The sequence below is a fragment of the Corynebacterium sp. HMSC05C01 genome, assembly GCF_001807155.1.
GTDB classification, from domain to species: domain Bacteria; phylum Actinomycetota; class Actinomycetes; order Mycobacteriales; family Mycobacteriaceae; genus Corynebacterium; species Corynebacterium coyleae.
The window spans coordinates 100,907-116,040 of the sequence record NZ_KV787969.1 but is presented as its reverse complement, the minus strand read 5'-3'; the positions used below and the strand labels follow the sequence as shown (position 1 = coordinate 116,040).

The following is a 15,134-nucleotide window of genomic DNA, read 5'->3' as shown; positions in this document are numbered from 1 at the left end:
GTCTATTCACCGCTTCCCGGTGTGCCGATCGCGATCATCCGCTCCAATGACTGGCGCGCCTTCGCCGCGACGTCCTCGGGCACGGTTATCTCGTCGCGGAGGTCACGCAGGCTGCGAACCAGCTTTTCTGGGGTGATCATCTTCATGTACCGGCAACTAGCTTGGGGGTTCACGGGCTGGAAATCCGCCAGCGGAGCCCGCTTTCGCAACTGGTGTAGCATTCCCACTTCGGTGGCTACGAGCACAGTTCCTTCTGTGTCGCGGTCTGCTTGGTCGAGCATCCCGCCGGTGGATAGCATGTGCACACGCTCCGGTTGGATCACTCCTTCGCCAGCGAGGAAGATTGCGGAATTCGCACAACCGCATTCTGGGTGGATATACAGCGGCGCATCGGGGTGCGCCGACGCTTGCTCCGCAAGCTCCTTGCCGTTGATTCCTGCGTGGACGTGGCATTCGCCCGCCCAGATACGGATGTTCTCGCGGCCGGTCAGGCGCTTCACGTGGGCGCCGAGGAACTGGTCGGGGCAAAAGAGGATCTCACGGTCCGGATCGATGGATTCCACCACTTCAACGGCGTTCGAGGAGGTGCAGCAGACGTCCGTAAAGGCCTTGACATCGGCGGTGGTATTCACATAACTGACGACGACCGCACCAGGATGTTCGTCCTTCCATTGCTGAAGTTGCGTAGCGGTGATGGAGTCCGCCAGCGAGCATCCGGCATCTTGGTCCGGGATGAGCACCGTTTTGTCGGGGCTGAGGATCTTGGCGCTTTCCGCCATAAAGTGCACACCGCAGAACACGATCACGTCTGCGTCGGTGTCGGCGGCGATACGAGATAGCGCGAGTGAATCGCCGGTGAAGTCGGCGATGTCCTGGATCTCCGGGATCTGATAATTATGCGCCAGAATGACGGCGTTTCGTTCGCGCTTAAGTTTGCGTACTTCATCGATCCACATACGCCCAATGTAGTCCGGGGCGCTCTGTCGGTGACGATGACATCGGTTTTCCACGCTGCTCGCCCGGATTTTCACCGCGCTACTCACACGCTGGCTGGCCGGTGAGCACATGGATGTCAGTGCAGGCCCAATGGCGTGATCGATCGTGAAAATGGTCATTCTGCCGGTCGGCCTCGGCCTCCTCGTCCGTCTCGTCGCACCGCGTCTTGTGGCGGCGGTTGTGCTGGTGCTGCCGTGGGGGTCGGTCATCGCGATCGCAATCATCGTCCCCATTGTCGTGGCCGGTAGCCGCGACAAACTCGCCCAGGCCGGCCTCGTCGTCCTGCTCGTGGTCGAGCTCCACAACGCCCTTGGTTACGCGTTGGGCTACGCCACCGCAAAGGCGATGTTTACCTAAGCCACGCTGGGGTTTCCTAACGTATTCTCCAAAACCTCCCCGAGTGTCCATAGTGTGAGAGTAGGATCTCACGCCATGAGTCAATCGAGTAGTGGGGCGACCACCGCCGAAGATCGTTCGGCCCTGATCGCCTCTGTTGTCTTCCCGATCCTCGTCGTTGTCGGCGGTTGCATCGGGTACTTCACCCCGTCTGTCGTCGCACCGATTACCGGGTGGACAACCTGGCTTCTGGGTGTGGTCATGTTCGGTATGGGGCTGACGTTGAAGGTCGCTGACTTTGCAATCATCGCCAAGCGTCCAATGCCTGTCCTCATTGGCGTGATCGCGCAGTTTGTCATCATGCCGGTACTTGCCGTGCTGATCACGTGGATGCTCAAGCTGCCGCCGGAAATCGCGGCAGGTGTCATTCTTGTCGGCTGCGCCCCGGGCGGCACGACCTCCAACGTGGTGACCTACCTCTCCCGCGGTGATGTGGCGCTGTCGGTTGCAATGACCACGGTGTCCACGCTGCTCGCGCCGATCTTCACCCCGCTGCTCACCCTGTGGCTGGCGGGGCAGTACCTGCCGGTAAGCGCAGGTTCCATGGCGATCTCCACGGTGAAGATGGTGCTGCTTCCGGTCCTGCTCGGCCTAGCGATTACGTTCTTCATGCCGAAGATCGCAGAGGCTATCCTGCCGGCGCTTCCGTGGATTTCTGTCGTCGCCATTGGGGCGATCGTCGCGATCATCGTCTCTGGGTCCCGCGACAAGATCGTCGAAGCGGGTCTGCTTGTCTTGGTAGCTGTGATGATCCACAACCTGCTCGGCTACGCGCTTGGCTACTTCACCGGCAAGGGGACCAAGCAAACAGAATCTGCATCGCGCACCATCGCGGTCGAAGTCGGCATGCAAAACTCTGGCCTCGCCGCCACGCTCGCGGTGCAGTACATGACCCCGCTTGCCGCGCTGCCGGGTGTCATCTTCTCGGTCTGGCACACCCTGTCGGGCGGGATCTTCGCTATGGTCATGCGTCTTCGCGATGACCGCGCGAAGCGTGCCGAGAACCCAGCAGCGCCTGCCGCAGAACCCATGGTGGTCTAGGGCCATCCACTACAAGTCGCCGCGACGTGCCACCCACACGAACGCGGCGATCTTTTTACGCCCGACAGCGAGCGCATTGCCTAGCGACGGCCCATTGCCCGCATGAATCGTTCCCCACAACGTATCGCCGGGGTGCGCGGGAAGAACGTCGCACAGGTGCTGCATGGCGGCGGGGGCGAGGCCGCGGCCGCGCGCGTGGTCGTCGAGAAGATTCTCGTAGACCTGAAACCCGCGCATCCCGTTGGCGTCGTCGCGCGCTGCGGCGATAACGCCGGCGCGTTGGCCTCCAACTTCCACTGCGTACAGTGCGCCTGTTTCTGCGCAACTTTGCAACTGCGGCAATGTCGCTGCTTCGGTCCAGGTCGCCACGTCGGGCGTTTGCTTCACGACGTTGCCCAGCACGTCATCTGCGTATTCCACCATGTCCTCTGGAGCTGCCGGGATAAGCCTCACCTGGTCGCTCAGCGGGCGGCGTGGACTAGCACGCAGCTCGGAGACGAGGCCAGCAACGATCCACTGATCCACATCGGCGCTCTCCGGCGGGTTGGGCAATTCGAACCGGATTGCAACCGGCGCAAAATCAGCGAACTCGCGGTGCAACTGTGCTGCATACGGTGCTAACTCGTCGTACTGCGGTGATACGGACGTAGCGACGACATGTACAAACGGCTTCTTGGGATCCAGCCCCCAAAAGCGGATGCCGGCGACGCACCAGTGACCATCAGCGAACTCAACGTGCCGGTTCGCCCACGCAAGCGGGTCCTCTACGGTCGGCCCGCCGATGCTGTTGAGGTGATCGCGGAATCCGGCGCCGAACTCGTCGTTAGCCACATGCTCTGCTTGCGGGCGCATCTCCTCCGTCGCGAGGTAGAAACGTTCTTCCTCCGAGTACCAGTCGCGCAGCTGGCTGGGCATCCAGGCCGCATAAGCACTCGCCATTTGGGCAAGCAATGCGTTCGTCATCGTTAGTGCCTTTCCGTCTGAGGGAGGTTTTATTTTAGGTAAATTTCGCCACGGCGAGCTGGAGCGCGAGCACAACGGGTGGGGCAGTAGAATGGCCGACATGACTGCCTACGATCTGATGGATTACGACGAGGTACTGGAAAAGTACGACCCGGTAATGGGCCTTGAGGTGCACGTCGAGCTCGCAACTGAGACGAAGATGTTCTCCACGGCCTCCGCCCATTTTGGTGCGGAGCCGAACTCCAACGTTGACCCGGTTTCGCTCGGCCTGCCGGGCGCACTGCCGGTGGTCAACGCCAAGGGTGTGGAGTGGGCAATCAAGATCGGCCTGGCGCTGAACTGCAAGATTGCGGAGTCATCCCGCTTCGCGCGCAAGAACTACTTCTACCCGGATCAGCCGAAGAACTACCAGATCTCTCAGTACGACGAGCCGATTGCGTACGACGGCTACCTGGACGTCGTGCTCGAAGACGGCACCGAGTGGCGTGTGGAGATCGAACGCGCACACATGGAGGAGGACACCGGCAAGCTCACCCACCTGGGCTCCGCTTCCGGTCGTATTACCGGTGCTACCGCTTCGCTTGTGGACTGCAACCGTGCAGGCGTGCCACTGATCGAGATCGTGACCAAGCCGATCATCGGCGCCGGCGAGCGTGCCCCGGAGGTTGCGAAGGCATACGTCGGCGCACTGCGTGAGCTGGTGAAGGCGCTCGGCGTCTCCGATGCTCGCATGGACCAGGGCAGCATGCGTTGCGACGCCAACGTGTCCCTGCGCCCAGTCGGCCAGGAAGAGTTTGGCACCCGTACCGAGACCAAGAACATCAACTCCCTGAAGTCGGTCGAGCAGGCCGTGCGCTTTGAGATGCAGCGCCAGGCTGCAGCACTGGAAAACGGCGAGGAGATCGTCCAGGAAACCCGCCACTACCAGGAAAAGGACGGCTCCACCTCGAAAGGCCGCCCGAAGGAAGAAGCCTCGGATTACCGTTACTTCAACGACCCGGACCTGCCTCCGGTGATCGCAAAGCCGGAGTGGGTTGAGGAAATCCGCGCAACCCTGCCGGAGCTGCCGTGGGTGCGCCGCGCTCGCATCCAGGAGGAGTGGCAGCTGCCGGAGAAGGAGTTCCGTGACCTGGTCAACGCTGGTGCGCTGGACCTCATCGTAGACACGGTTGAAGCTGGTGCGACCCCGGACGAAGCACGTTCCTGGTGGGTGTCCTACATCGCCGGTAAGGCTAACGAGGCAGGCAAGGACCTGGACGCGCTCGGTGTTACCCCGAACGATGTCGCACGCGTGGTTGCGTTGGTCAAGGAGGGCAAGCTGACCACCAAGCTCGGCCGCCAGGCGATCGACGGTGTCATTGAGGGTGACGGCAACGTTGATGAGGTCGTCGCAAAGCGTGGGCTTGAGGTCGTGCGCGATGACGGCGCTATCGAGAAGGCTGTCGACGACGCACTTGCCGCCAACCCGGACATCGTGGAGAAGTACCGCGCAGGCAACAAGAAGGTCACCGGCGCAATCGTCGGTGCCGTGATGAAGGCCACCCAGGGTAAGGCAGACCCGGGCCAGGTCAACCAGCTCATCGCCAAGAAGCTCGCCGAGTAACCTTCAGCGAAGCACCACACAGCCGGCCCCGACTTACGTACGGGGCCGGCTGGTTCTTCTTTGGTGGGTTGTAGGTAATGGTAACAATGCATATCCTGTAGGTACGTACCTGCAGGGAGGTGTGTTATGACCGCTATTTCCGCCAGAGAATTCAATCGGGATGTCAGTGCCGCGAAGCGCGCCGCGCTGGATCACCCTGTGATCATTACTGATCGTGGGGAGCCGTCACACGTTCTGCTGTCGATCGACGACTATCGTCGGCTCTCATCGTCAGAAACTGGGTGGGTGAAAGCAGTTCAAATGAAGGATGAAGATATAGAATTCGACCCTCCACGAGCTGAATTTAAAGTGCGGAGTCTCGACCTGTGAGGTATTTATTCGATACCAACGTTATTAGTGAGCTGCGGAAGCCGCCCGGCCGAGTGAATCCTCGAGTGGCGAGTTGGGCCGACAACCTGGCAGAGGGAAACGTATACATCTCTTCCATCTCAGTTTTTGAGATCGAAAGAGGAATTCTGCTCAAGCAACGTACGGATCCAGTGCAGGCTGAAAGGTTGCGCGACTGGTTCAATGGTCAAGTTAAAGTTCAATTCAAAGGGCGCATTCTTCCTTTTGATGAGGACGTAGCCTCTGTGGCGGCTGCGATGCACGTCCCGGACCCGAAAGCGACTGCGGATTCTTTTATCGCTGCTACCGCTCAAGTACATAGCCTTATCGTTGCGACACGGAATACCCCTGGCTTTGAGTCGATGGGCGTTGAGCTAGTTAATCCCTGGGAGATGTAACCGCGAAACGCGAAAGCCCCGGCCAGTGTGGTGGATGGCCGGGGCGGGGGAGTCGTCGTCAAGCAGTGCTACTTGTTTTGAGGCTTGACGGCCGGGAACTCGCCAGTCTTGTACATCTCCTCGTAGGACTTCCAGTGGATTTCGTCGCCCGGGGTATCGGGTGCGCCCTCGTAGGACTCAGACTCCGGATCGAGCGCAGGCACGTCCGCGATATCGAATTCGCTGGAAGAGTCCGCGTGCAGATCCGCAGCAACCTCTTCCTGGACGGACTGCCACAGGTCTTGGCCGCCCATGTGGGAATCGCCGGTGAGCTCGTCGACTTCGTTGCGCTCGGCGCGGGTCAGCGGCTCGCCTTCCGGATCGAGCGCGGTCTCGGCAAGCTCTGCAAGACGCTCGCGGCGTCCCGTCTCCTCCTGGATGTTCTTGCGGTCGCGGAACCAAGCCACACCCATAGCAATGCCAAGGGCAAGACCGAGGTAGCCCAGAACTGGGTAAACCCAACCGAGCAGGTCAGCGAAGCCAATGAAGGACAGGGCGTAGCCGACGAGAACCGCCGCGAAGTAGTACGGGCGGAACTTGCCCGGCTTGTCGTGGCTGAGGCGACGACCGCTGGCGTAGAACATGCCGACGGCGGTGTTGTAAATCATCAGGTAGATGACAATGGAGACGAACACGCCCACTGCCGGGTGCATGTTGTCGAAGACCATCAGCAGCGGCATGTCTGCGTCCATCACGTCTGCCATGTTGCAGAACAGAATGAACGTGAGGATCAGCAGCAAAACAGCGAACATAATGCCGCCCAGCAGGCCACCCTTACCGGCCTGTGCAGGGTTCATGTGGGAGCCAGCAAAGACGAGCATCATGGAAACGTCCATGATCATGACCAGGGTTGCGTAGTTCAACGCGGTGATCAGCCAGTTACCAAACGTGCCTGATGCGCTTTGGTTCTGCTGTGCAATCTCGTTGATGTATCCGAAGTCGGACGGGATGTTCGTCAGTGTGATCACAAACGCGGCGAGCAGGCAGATGATCAGCAGCGGCGTGATGAAGGAGAAAACGTTCGTGAGCCTGTCGATGTCAAGAAGACCGGACAGGAGCAGCAGCACAACCATGATGGTCGATCCGGCCCAAGTTGGCAGGCCGAATTGTTGCTCGAGGTTCGCGCCAGCACCGGCGACCATGACGAAGCCGATGCAGAACAGCGTGAACACGGTGGTGATGTCCATGTATTTAGCAATCCACGGACGCGAGACACTCTTGAACACGGCACTGTGGTCATCGGCCATGTAGTAGGAACCGAGCTGGTAGACCCAACCACTGAAAATTGCGATCGCGGCACCTGCGATGGCGGCGCCGATGATGCCCTTGTAGCCAAAGGCAAGGAAGTATTGGATGACTTCCTGCCCGGAGGCAAAACCAGCGCCGACAGTCAGGCCCACGAGCGCGAGGGCGACTTTGAGCGTTTTACTCATCGATAAACAATCCTTATATAAATTTGCGTAAAAGATTTAGAGCGCGTAGCAGGGTAACACCATTACACGGGCTTGGCTAACTAGGTTTGTTGACATCGGTGCAGCGCACCCCGGCGAGTTGACAAATCACAGCGAAGTTTTCGCCTAAGTTGTAGGCCATGGCTAAAAATCCACGCGATCTCACACCCGACGATCTGAACAACCTGGAAAACGTCGCTGACGTGCCCGAATACAAGGGGGATGCTGCGACGGAGATTTTTCCGCAGACTTCCCAGACGGGCGACGAGGTGCGCCTGAGTGCCGATAAGGCAGCACAAGCCTCTGCGCCGTCCGCAGGCTCTACTGCGGTCCCCTCGGCGTCTGCATACTCATCCGACCCGGCACCGGTGACATCCGCGTTCATCCGTGAATCTGAAACCATCGCACCGGCAGCCCCCGCAACCTATGCGGAGGAGCCGGTCGAGCCGGTTGCGGTGGATCCGGCACCGGTTGCAGTAGAGGAGGAAGACGCCCGCCGTGGCACGACTGATTTCGGCTTGCTGCTGCTGCGTCTGTTCCTCGGCGCGTACCTGATTATTGATTCCGTCGCAGTGTTCTTCCGACTCGGCGGCAACGACGGTATCGCCAGCCTAGAAAATGCATTCGCCAACTACCCGTACGGCAACGGCCTGGCTGTTGTTGTTCCCACCCTCGAACTCACGGCCGGCGTGTTCTTGGTCCTTGGTCTGCTCGGACCGATTGCGGCAGCTGTGGCGATCGCCGTCACCGGTTTTTTGGCGCTGCACGCATTCAACGGTCAGACGGACGGCTTCAACGTCTTCGCCTGGACGCCGGAAACGTGGGTGCCGGTCATGCTGCTGGCAGTGTCGCTCGCAGTGCAGTTCACCGGTCCGGGCCGCTACGGTATCGACGCCTCGCGCGGTTGGGCGAAGCGTCCGCTGGCATCGTCCTGGATCTGCGCCATTGTGGGTCTTGCCGCAGCAGGTGCGGCGTGGTGGTTCGGCACCGGGATTAACCCGTTTGCCTAAACCACACGCACGCTGCGTTTAGTCCACTTGGCGGACGGCGCCCTTGTCGGCGCTGGTTGCCATCTTGGCGTATGCACGCAAAGCCTTCGAAACCTCACGGACACGGTTCGGTGTCCAGGGGTTGTCGGAGGCTTCCATAGCTTCACGGCGCTTTTCCAACTCTGCTTCCGGCACATCCAGCTTCAGTTCGCGGTTGGACACGGAGATGGCGATGGTGTCGCCGTTTTCGATGAGGCCGATCAGGCCGCCTGCGGCAGCTTCGGGGGAGATGTGGCCAATGGACAGACCGGAGGTGCCTCCGGAGAAGCGACCGTCGGTGATCAGTGCGCACTTCTTGCCCAGGCCAGCGCCTTTGAGGAATGACGTCGGGTGGAGCATTTCCTGCATGCCCGGTCCACCTGCTGGACCCTCGTAGCGGATGACCACAACCTCGCCTTCGAGCACCTCGCGGTTGAGGATCATGGACACAGCTTGCTCTTGCGAATCGACGACGCGTGCTGGACCGGTGAACTCCCACAAGCCTTCTTCGACGCCTGCGGTTTTCAGGATGGCGCCGTCCGGGGCTAGGTTGCCGCGCAAGACGACAAGGCCGCCGTCGGAGGTAAACGGGTGCTCGACGTCGTGGATGACGCCATTTTTCGCATCCGTATCCAGGCTTTCCCAGCGCGCGCTTTGTGAGAATGCCTTCGTGGTGCGCTCACCGCCCGGTGCGGCGTGGAAGAGCTCGAGCGCTTCCTCGGTAGCGCTGCCGCCGCGGATGTCCCAGTCTGCGAGCCATTGGCTTAGCGACGAGTACGTGATCGAATGCACATCATCATGCAGCAATCCAGCGCGGTTGAGCTCACCCAGGATGGCCGGGATGCCGCCTGCGCGGTGGACATCTTCCACGTGTGCCTCACCGTTCGGGGCAACCTTGGACAGGCAGGGGATCTTGTGTGACAGATCGTCGATATCTGCCAGGTCGAAGTCGATCTCGCCTTCCTGTGCTGCGGCCAGGATGTGCAGGATGGTGTTGGTGGAACCACCCATTGCCATGTCGAGCGCCATGGCGTTGCGGAATGCATGGACGTTGGCCACGTTGCGGGGCAGGACGGATTCGTCGCCCTGGCCGTAGTAGCGCTCGCAAAGGTCCATGATGGTCTGGCCAGCGCGCTCGAAGAGTTCGCGGCGCGTGGTGTGGGTGGCCAGGGTGGTGCCGTTGCCCGGCAGTGACAAGCCAAGTGCTTCGGTGAGGCAGTTCATGGAGTTAGCGGTGAACATGCCGGAGCAGGAACCACAGGTGGGGCAGGCGTTGTTGGCGATACTGTCGAGCTCGTCGTCGCTGACGTCGTTGTTAGCGGAAAGCGCGATGGCGTCGATGAGATCGGACTTCGGCTTAGTCACACCGCCGACAGAAAACGCCTTGCCGGCCTCCATCGGCCCACCGGAGACGAAGACGGCGGGGATGTTCAGACGCATTGCGGCGTTGAGCATGCCTGGGGTGATCTTGTCGCAGTTGGAGATACACACCATGGCATCCACGGTGTGGGCGTTGACCATGTACTCCACCGAGTCGGTGATGATCTCGCGCGAGGGCAACGAGTACAGCATGCCGGAGTGGCCCATGGCGATGCCGTCGTCGACCGCGATGGTGTTGAACTCCTTGGGTACGCCGCCTGCGGCGCGGACAGCGTCGGCCACGATGTCACCAACATGTTTCAGGTGAACGTGGCCAGGCACGAACTGCGTGTAGGAGTTCACGATGGCAACGATGGGTTTGCCAAACTCGTGCTCGCCGGTGCCTGTAGCGCGCCACAGGGCGCGGGCTCCGGCTGCTTGGCGGCCAACGGTGGTGACACGTGAGCGAAGGGGGATCACGGTTTACTCCTTAGGTTCGTTCGCGGACGGGCGAGGTCCCGGCAGATCGGGGTGTTCTGCGAGGTAGGCATCGTATTCCTCGCGGGTAAGCAGGATGCGGTCGCCGTCTTTATCAATGATTTCGTACTTGCCGTCTGCTGCTTGCTCGGCGGATGCAATGACGTCTGTAATTCGTCCTCCGGATGCCTCGGCGAGCGCGGGCAATGAGTTGAACGTTACGCCAGGCAGGGGATACTCGGTGCCGTTTTTTGCAGCGACGCGTGCGGAAGTTCCCTTGAAAGCGATGCCGGCCAGGTCTTCCCAAGGAAGAAAGGTATTTTTGCGAACGAGGTAACGGGTTTTAATTCCTTTGTTATCCACTGTGGTGGAGGAGCAGAGTACCCATGCGAGCCACACAATGGGGATAAGAAGGAGCCAAATGAGATATTTCGGCGCCCACATGATGCCCATGAGTGCGATGCCGGTTGCGAGCACGATGGCGAGGATGTGCTCACGGGTTGGTTTAAACACTTTTTGGGTGGTCGGGGACGTTCCCTGTGTGGCTGTCATACCCCGGCATGCTAGTCATGTTGATGCCGGGGGAAGTAACGGGATGCGCCGGGGTGTCGTCGATACGCGTGATTTCTGTGAATAAAAATGCGCGAGGGGTGGGCTGGCTCACTATTGTCATGTACGTGATCAATCAGCGACTTGTAATTATTGTACCCACGCGGCGCTTGCCGTAGCGGGTTCGTTTTACACGCCGCAGACACAAGCGCCCTCGAGAGCACACCGCTCGCCGGGGGCTTTTATTTTTAGGTAATTCGAACACAAGGAGTGCAACGGTGGCAGGTTCACAACCATCCCCGTCGACGGAGAGCAATGGACCGGAGCGGATGAAAGGCGCGGACGCGGTCGTTCGCAGCCTGGAGGAGCTTGGCACGGAAATTGTGTTCGGCCTTCCGGGTGGCGCGGTGCTTCCGCTTTACGACGCCCTGTATCGGGCAACGAAACTACGCCACGTGTTGGTGCGCCACGAGCAAGGTGCGGGCCATGCAGCAGAGGGATACGCGGTGGCCTCGGGAAGGGTCGGCGTTTGCATTGCTACGTCTGGTCCCGGTGCGACGAACTTGGTAACACCGATCGCGGACGCTTACCTGGACTCGGTGCCGATGGTGGCGATCACGGGCCAGGTTGGCTCGTCGCTTTTGGGTACCGATGCGTTCCAGGAGGCGGACATCCGCGGCATCACGATGCCGATTACAAAGCACAACTTCATGGTGACCGACCCGGAGCAGATCCCGTTCGCGCTTGCGGCGGCGTTTCATATTGCCTCGACCGGCCGTCCAGGCCCAGTGCTCGTGGACATCCCGAAGGATGTGCAGAACGCGGAGATTGAGTTTAAGTGGCCGCCGAAGATCGATTTGGCTGGCTACAAGCCGAACACGAAGCCGCACAACCGTCAGATTGCCCAGGCAGCGAAGCTGATTTCTCAGGCGAAGCGTCCGGTGCTTTACATCGGTGGCGGTGTTGTGAAGGCGAATGCGAACAAGCAGCTGCTCGAGTTTGTTGAGGCGACCGGGATCCCTGTGGCTACGACTTTGATGGCGCTCGGAGCGTTCCCGCAGTCGCACCCGCTGTACCTGGGTATGCCGGGTATGCACGGTTCGGTACCGGCAGTGGGTTCCTTCCAGGAATCCGACTTGCTCATCGCTGTTGGCACGCGTTTCGACGACCGCGTGACCGGCGATACCGATACGTTTGCGCCGCACGCCAAGGTCATTCACGCTGACATCGACCCTGCAGAGGTGGGCAAGATCCGCGCGGTGGACGTTCCAATCGTTGGCGATGCTAAGCGTGTGCTGTCGGAACTGACCGATTACTTTGAGGAATCCGGAAAGACCAAGGCGCCGTCGATTGAGCCGTGGATTGAGCGTCTGCAGGATCTGAAGCGTCGTTTCCCGCGCGGTTATGACAAGAACGAGGACGGCACGCTCGCTCCGCAGTTTGTGATCGAGACGCTGTCCAAGGCCGCCGGGCCGGACGCAATTTACTGCTCTGGTGTGGGCCAGCACCAGATGTGGTCTGCGCAGTTTGTGGACTTTGAAACGCCGCGCCACTGGATCAACTCTGGTGGTGCTGGCACGATGGGCTTTTCCATTCCGGCTGCGCTCGGTGCGAAGGCAGCGCACCCGGATGCAGAGGTGTGGGCGATCGACGGCGATGGTTGTTTCCAGATGACCAACCAGGAGATCACCACCGCTGCGCTCGAAGGCTTTCCGATCAAGGTTGCACTGATTAATAACGGCAACCTGGGCATGGTGCGTCAGTGGCAGACGCTGTTCTACGACGGCAATTACTCTCACACGAAGTTGGGTGGGGAAACCTACGTTCCGGACTTTGTGCAGTTGTCGGAGGCGCTCGGCGCGGTTGCGTTCCGGGTGTCGAAGGAAGAAGACGTGCTGCCGACGATCCAACGTGCGCGTGAGATCAACGATCGCCCGGTGGTCATTGAGTTCATCGTGGGCGAGGACGCGCAGGTGTGGCCGATGATCTCTGCGGGCTCGTCGAATAGTGACATTGAGTATGCGCGCGGAATGCGCCCGTTCTTCGACGATGAGGAGTCGGCTGCGGAGTCGCCGCAGGCAATCAGCGAGGCCATCGAGACCGCTGCGGCGGAGCAGGAAGGGAACTAACAATGACGCAACCAGATGCAATCACTCGCCACACGCTTTCAGTGCTGGTTGAGGACGTCGACGGAATTATCACCCGTGTTACCGCCCTGTTTACCCGTCGCGGGTACAACCTGGTCTCGCTCGTTTCGGCGAAGACGTCGAAAGAGGGCGTGAACCGGTTGACGGTGGTGGTCGATGCAACGGAGCGTTCTGTCGAGCAGATCGTCAAACAGCTCTACAAGCTGATCCAGGTGCTTAAGGTGCAGCAGCTTGACGACGACACCACGGTCGGCCGCCAGCTGCTGCTGGTCAAGGTCAACGCGGACAATCAAACCCGTCCGCAGGTGGTGGACGCTGCCAACCTGTTCCGAGCGCGCGTGATCGATGTTGCGGTGGACTCTGTTGTTATTGAGGCCACCGGTGAGTCACCGAAGTTGAAGGCGTTTTTGGACGTCATGGATACGTTCGGTATCCGCGAGCTTGCCCGATCAGGCACGGTAGCGCTGACGCGCGGCGCTAAAACTTTGGCTCCATTGGACTAAAAACACCCACAAACTGAGGCGGCTGTGTCATAATGTGAAACGCCCGTCTCACAGAATGAAGAAAGAAGCGAGAACTATGGCTATTGAAGTGCTTTACGACCAAGACGCAGACCTGTCCCTGATCCAGGGCAAGAAGGTTGCAATCATCGGCTACGGCTCCCAGGGTCACGCGCACGCTCAGAACCTGCGCGAGTCCGGCGTCGAGGTGGTTGTTGGCCTTCGCGACGGCTCCAAGTCCGCAGAAAAGGCCCGCGAGGCCGGCTTTGATGTGAAGACGAATGCTGAGGCAGCTGCATGGGCTGACGTGATCATGCTGCTCGCCCCGGATACCTCCCAGGCCAAGATCTTCGAAGAGGACATCGAGCCGAACCTGAAGGACGGCGACGCCCTGTTCTTCGGCCATGGTCTGAACATCCATTTCGGCCTGATCAAGCCGGCAGACAACATCACCGTCGGCATGGTTGCCCCGAAGGGTCCGGGCCACCTGGTGCGTCGCACCTTCGCCGACGGCAAGGGTGTGCCTTGCCTGATCGCCGTGGAGCAGGATCCGCAGGGCAACGGCCGTGAGCTTGCGCTGTCCTACGCTGCCGCAATCGGTGGCGCACGCGCTGGCGTTATCCCGACCACCTTCGAGGCCGAGACTGTCACCGACCTGTTCGGTGAGCAGGCAGTGCTCTGTGGTGGCCTCGAGGACCTGATCATGACCGGCTTCGACGTCTTGGTCGAGGCTGGCTACGAGCCGGAGATGGCGTATTTCGAGTGCCTCCACGAGATGAAGCTGATCGTCGACCTGATCTACGAAGGCGGCATTGCCAACATGAACTACTCCGTGTCTGACACGGCAGAGTTTGGCGGTTACCTCTCTGGTCCGCGTGTCATCGACGCCTCGGCGAAGGATCGTATGCGCGACATCCTGAAGGATATCCAGGACGGCACCTTTACCAAGCGCCTCGTCGCCAACGTTGAGGGTGGCAACAAGGAGCTCGAGGGTCTGCGCGACAAGGTTGCACAGCACCCGATTGAGAAGACCGGTGCAGAGCTGCGCGACATGATGAGCTGGGTGAAGAACCCGCTTACCGACACTGCCCGCTAATTCGGTAGGTAAACGTAGCCCTCGGATCAATGTGATTCGAGGGCTTTGTCGTGTTGCTCCCGCACAAGCCCGCACGGCAGAGCAAACCCCGCGCCCGGAGAGTGGGTGCGGGGTAGTCGGATCGCGCCGAATAATTAGTTGGTGGCCGGTGCGTCAGCCGGAGCCTCCTCCTGGGCGCCTTCCGGTGCGATGGAGTCGATGACCTCCTCGACGACGTTTGTCGTCTCGGTCGCGGTAGCGTCGGCCTCGTTGGCGTCAGTGTTGGCGTCCTCAGCGGCGTCCTCGGCCGGTGCGGTTTCGGTAACGGTGCCGTCTTCGACCGTGGTGGTCTCGTTAACAACCTCGGTGGCTGCAGTCGTGGTGGAGGTGTCTACGGTGGCGTCGCCCTCGGTGTCGTCGCCGGTAAACAGGTTCCACAGCAAGGCCAAAAGCAGGAGTGCTGCCAGAATGCCCAGGAGCCACTTCCACCATCCGCCGCCACCGTTATCGTCGTCAGTCACTGCAGTGGAGCCAGCAGCCGGACGCGCCGGTGCGGTGGTCGAAGCCTCAGGGGTAGTGCGCTCGACGCGAACATCCTCGGTCGGGTCGTTCGGGTTTTGATTCGGGTTCGGGGTGGTCATTTGCTAATTCCTTTCGTTATTACTTATCCGCGCCGCTCGGGGCGGATTCATGGTGAACCGCCCGTGACGTGCTCGGATATGCGA

15 protein-coding genes are annotated in these 15,134 nt (G+C 60.4%); 9 read left to right on the top strand and 6 right to left on the bottom strand.

Annotation, left to right across the window (positions count from 1 at the left end; all coding sequences use genetic code 11):
* Nucleotides 1–2: 2 nt before the first annotated feature.
* A complete protein-coding gene (gene nadA, locus HMPREF3145_RS09485) occupies nucleotides 3–1,043 on the bottom strand; it encodes a quinolinate synthase NadA (protein WP_371325707.1) in 1,041 nt (346 codons plus the stop codon).
* Nucleotides 1,044–1,101: 58 nt separating this feature from the next.
* On the opposite strand from nadA, the gene HMPREF3145_RS09480 reads away from it, so the two are divergent.
* Nucleotides 1,102–1,353, top strand: a complete 252-nt coding sequence (locus HMPREF3145_RS09480) for a hypothetical protein (RefSeq protein ID WP_141740860.1) — start codon at nucleotides 1,102–1,104, stop codon at nucleotides 1,351–1,353.
* A 75-nt stretch (nucleotides 1,354–1,428) separates the two neighbouring features.
* Nucleotides 1,429–2,433, top strand: a complete 1,005-nt coding sequence (locus HMPREF3145_RS09475; RefSeq protein ID WP_070422985.1) for a bile acid:sodium symporter family protein — start codon at nucleotides 1,429–1,431, stop codon at nucleotides 2,431–2,433.
* A 9-nt stretch (nucleotides 2,434–2,442) separates the two neighbouring features.
* On the opposite strand, the gene HMPREF3145_RS09470 is transcribed toward HMPREF3145_RS09475, so the two are convergent.
* A complete protein-coding gene (locus HMPREF3145_RS09470) occupies nucleotides 2,443–3,396 on the bottom strand; it encodes a GNAT family N-acetyltransferase (protein WP_070422984.1) in 954 nt (317 codons plus the stop codon).
* Nucleotides 3,397–3,496: 100 nt separating this feature from the next.
* Between HMPREF3145_RS09470 and gatB the strand changes: the two genes are divergently transcribed.
* The 3 genes from gatB (at nucleotide 3,497) to HMPREF3145_RS09455 (ending at nucleotide 5,784) form a co-directional block, all read left to right on the top strand.
* Nucleotides 3,497–4,999 carry an Asp-tRNA(Asn)/Glu-tRNA(Gln) amidotransferase subunit GatB gene (gene gatB / locus HMPREF3145_RS09465; RefSeq protein ID WP_070423027.1) on the top strand — a complete coding sequence of 501 codons (1,503 nt, stop codon included), beginning with the start codon at nucleotides 3,497–3,499 and terminating at the stop codon, nucleotides 4,997–4,999.
* A gap of 126 nt (nucleotides 5,000–5,125) precedes the next feature.
* Nucleotides 5,126–5,368 carry a type II toxin-antitoxin system Phd/YefM family antitoxin gene (locus tag HMPREF3145_RS09460; protein WP_070422983.1) on the top strand — a complete coding sequence of 81 codons (243 nt, stop codon included), beginning with the start codon at nucleotides 5,126–5,128 and terminating at the stop codon, nucleotides 5,366–5,368.
* Nucleotides 5,365–5,784, top strand: coding sequence for a type II toxin-antitoxin system VapC family toxin (locus HMPREF3145_RS09455; RefSeq protein WP_070422982.1), 420 nt, complete (start codon nucleotides 5,365–5,367; stop codon nucleotides 5,782–5,784). Before HMPREF3145_RS09460 ends, HMPREF3145_RS09455 begins: the two co-directional genes overlap by 4 nt.
* Nucleotides 5,785–5,852: 68 nt before the next feature.
* On the opposite strand, the gene HMPREF3145_RS09450 is transcribed toward HMPREF3145_RS09455, so the two are convergent.
* Nucleotides 5,853–7,256 carry a YkvI family membrane protein gene (locus HMPREF3145_RS09450; RefSeq protein WP_070422981.1) on the bottom strand — a complete coding sequence of 468 codons (1,404 nt, stop codon included), beginning with the start codon at nucleotides 7,254–7,256 and terminating at the stop codon, nucleotides 5,853–5,855.
* Nucleotides 7,257–7,414: 158 nt separating this feature from the next.
* Between HMPREF3145_RS09450 and HMPREF3145_RS09445 the strand changes: the two genes are divergently transcribed.
* Nucleotides 7,415–8,284: a DoxX family protein gene (locus HMPREF3145_RS09445; RefSeq protein ID WP_070422980.1), complete on the top strand. Its 870-nt coding sequence runs from the start codon at nucleotides 7,415–7,417 to the stop codon at nucleotides 8,282–8,284.
* An 18-nt stretch (nucleotides 8,285–8,302) separates the two neighbouring features.
* Here the strand turns inward: HMPREF3145_RS09445 and ilvD are convergent, their stop codons facing one another.
* On the bottom strand, nucleotides 8,303–10,141 hold the full coding sequence (gene ilvD / locus HMPREF3145_RS09440; RefSeq protein WP_070422979.1) for a dihydroxy-acid dehydratase: 1,839 nt from the start codon (nucleotides 10,139–10,141) through the stop codon (nucleotides 8,303–8,305).
* Between the two features lie 3 nt (nucleotides 10,142–10,144).
* Complete coding sequence (locus HMPREF3145_RS09435) at nucleotides 10,145–10,690, bottom strand: PH domain-containing protein (RefSeq protein ID WP_070422978.1); 546 nt, start codon at nucleotides 10,688–10,690, stop codon at nucleotides 10,145–10,147.
* A 326-nt stretch (nucleotides 10,691–11,016) separates the two neighbouring features.
* On the opposite strand from HMPREF3145_RS09435, the gene HMPREF3145_RS09430 reads away from it, so the two are divergent.
* From HMPREF3145_RS09430 to ilvC, 3 genes are read left to right on the top strand one after another with little or no spacing between them, the layout of a single operon-like run.
* Nucleotides 11,017–12,816 (top strand): acetolactate synthase large subunit, encoded by a 1,800-nt coding sequence (locus HMPREF3145_RS09430; protein WP_070422977.1) that lies wholly within the window; start codon nucleotides 11,017–11,019, stop codon nucleotides 12,814–12,816.
* 2 nt (nucleotides 12,817–12,818) lie between these two features.
* Nucleotides 12,819–13,337: an acetolactate synthase small subunit gene (ilvN, locus tag HMPREF3145_RS09425; RefSeq protein WP_070422976.1), complete on the top strand. Its 519-nt coding sequence runs from the start codon at nucleotides 12,819–12,821 to the stop codon at nucleotides 13,335–13,337.
* A 55-nt stretch (nucleotides 13,338–13,392) separates the two neighbouring features.
* Entirely contained in the window at nucleotides 13,393–14,430 is a 1,038-nt protein-coding gene (gene ilvC / locus HMPREF3145_RS09420) for a ketol-acid reductoisomerase (RefSeq protein WP_083279502.1), read from the top strand.
* 134 nt (nucleotides 14,431–14,564) lie between these two features.
* Here the strand turns inward: ilvC and HMPREF3145_RS11710 are convergent, their stop codons facing one another.
* Nucleotides 14,565–15,050, bottom strand: a complete 486-nt coding sequence (locus HMPREF3145_RS11710; RefSeq protein ID WP_070422974.1) for a hypothetical protein — start codon at nucleotides 15,048–15,050, stop codon at nucleotides 14,565–14,567.
* Between the last annotated feature and the right edge of the window lie 84 nt (nucleotides 15,051–15,134).

Excerpts from the sequence above, each read along its gene's own strand:
- HMPREF3145_RS09475 (WP_070422985.1), top strand. The coding sequence starts at position 1,429 with ATGAGTCAATCGAGTAGTGGGGCGACCACCGCCGAAGATCGTTCGGCC.
- HMPREF3145_RS09470 (WP_070422984.1), bottom strand. The coding sequence starts at position 3,396 with ATGACGAACGCATTGCTTGCCCAAATGGCGAGTGCTTATGCGGCCTGG.
- gatB (WP_070423027.1), top strand. The coding sequence starts at position 3,497 with ATGACTGCCTACGATCTGATGGATTACGACGAGGTACTGGAAAAGTAC.
- HMPREF3145_RS09460 (WP_070422983.1), top strand. The coding sequence starts at position 5,126 with ATGACCGCTATTTCCGCCAGAGAATTCAATCGGGATGTCAGTGCCGCG.
- HMPREF3145_RS09450 (WP_070422981.1), bottom strand. The coding sequence starts at position 7,256 with ATGAGTAAAACGCTCAAAGTCGCCCTCGCGCTCGTGGGCCTGACTGTC.
- HMPREF3145_RS09445 (WP_070422980.1), top strand. The coding sequence starts at position 7,415 with ATGGCTAAAAATCCACGCGATCTCACACCCGACGATCTGAACAACCTG.
- HMPREF3145_RS09435 (WP_070422978.1), bottom strand. The coding sequence starts at position 10,690 with ATGACAGCCACACAGGGAACGTCCCCGACCACCCAAAAAGTGTTTAAA.
- HMPREF3145_RS09430 (WP_070422977.1), top strand. The coding sequence starts at position 11,017 with ATGAAAGGCGCGGACGCGGTCGTTCGCAGCCTGGAGGAGCTTGGCACG.
- ilvN (WP_070422976.1), top strand. The coding sequence starts at position 12,819 with ATGACGCAACCAGATGCAATCACTCGCCACACGCTTTCAGTGCTGGTT.
- ilvC (WP_083279502.1), top strand. The coding sequence starts at position 13,393 with ATGAAGAAAGAAGCGAGAACTATGGCTATTGAAGTGCTTTACGACCAA.
- HMPREF3145_RS11710 (WP_070422974.1), bottom strand. The coding sequence starts at position 15,050 with ATGACCACCCCGAACCCGAATCAAAACCCGAACGACCCGACCGAGGAT.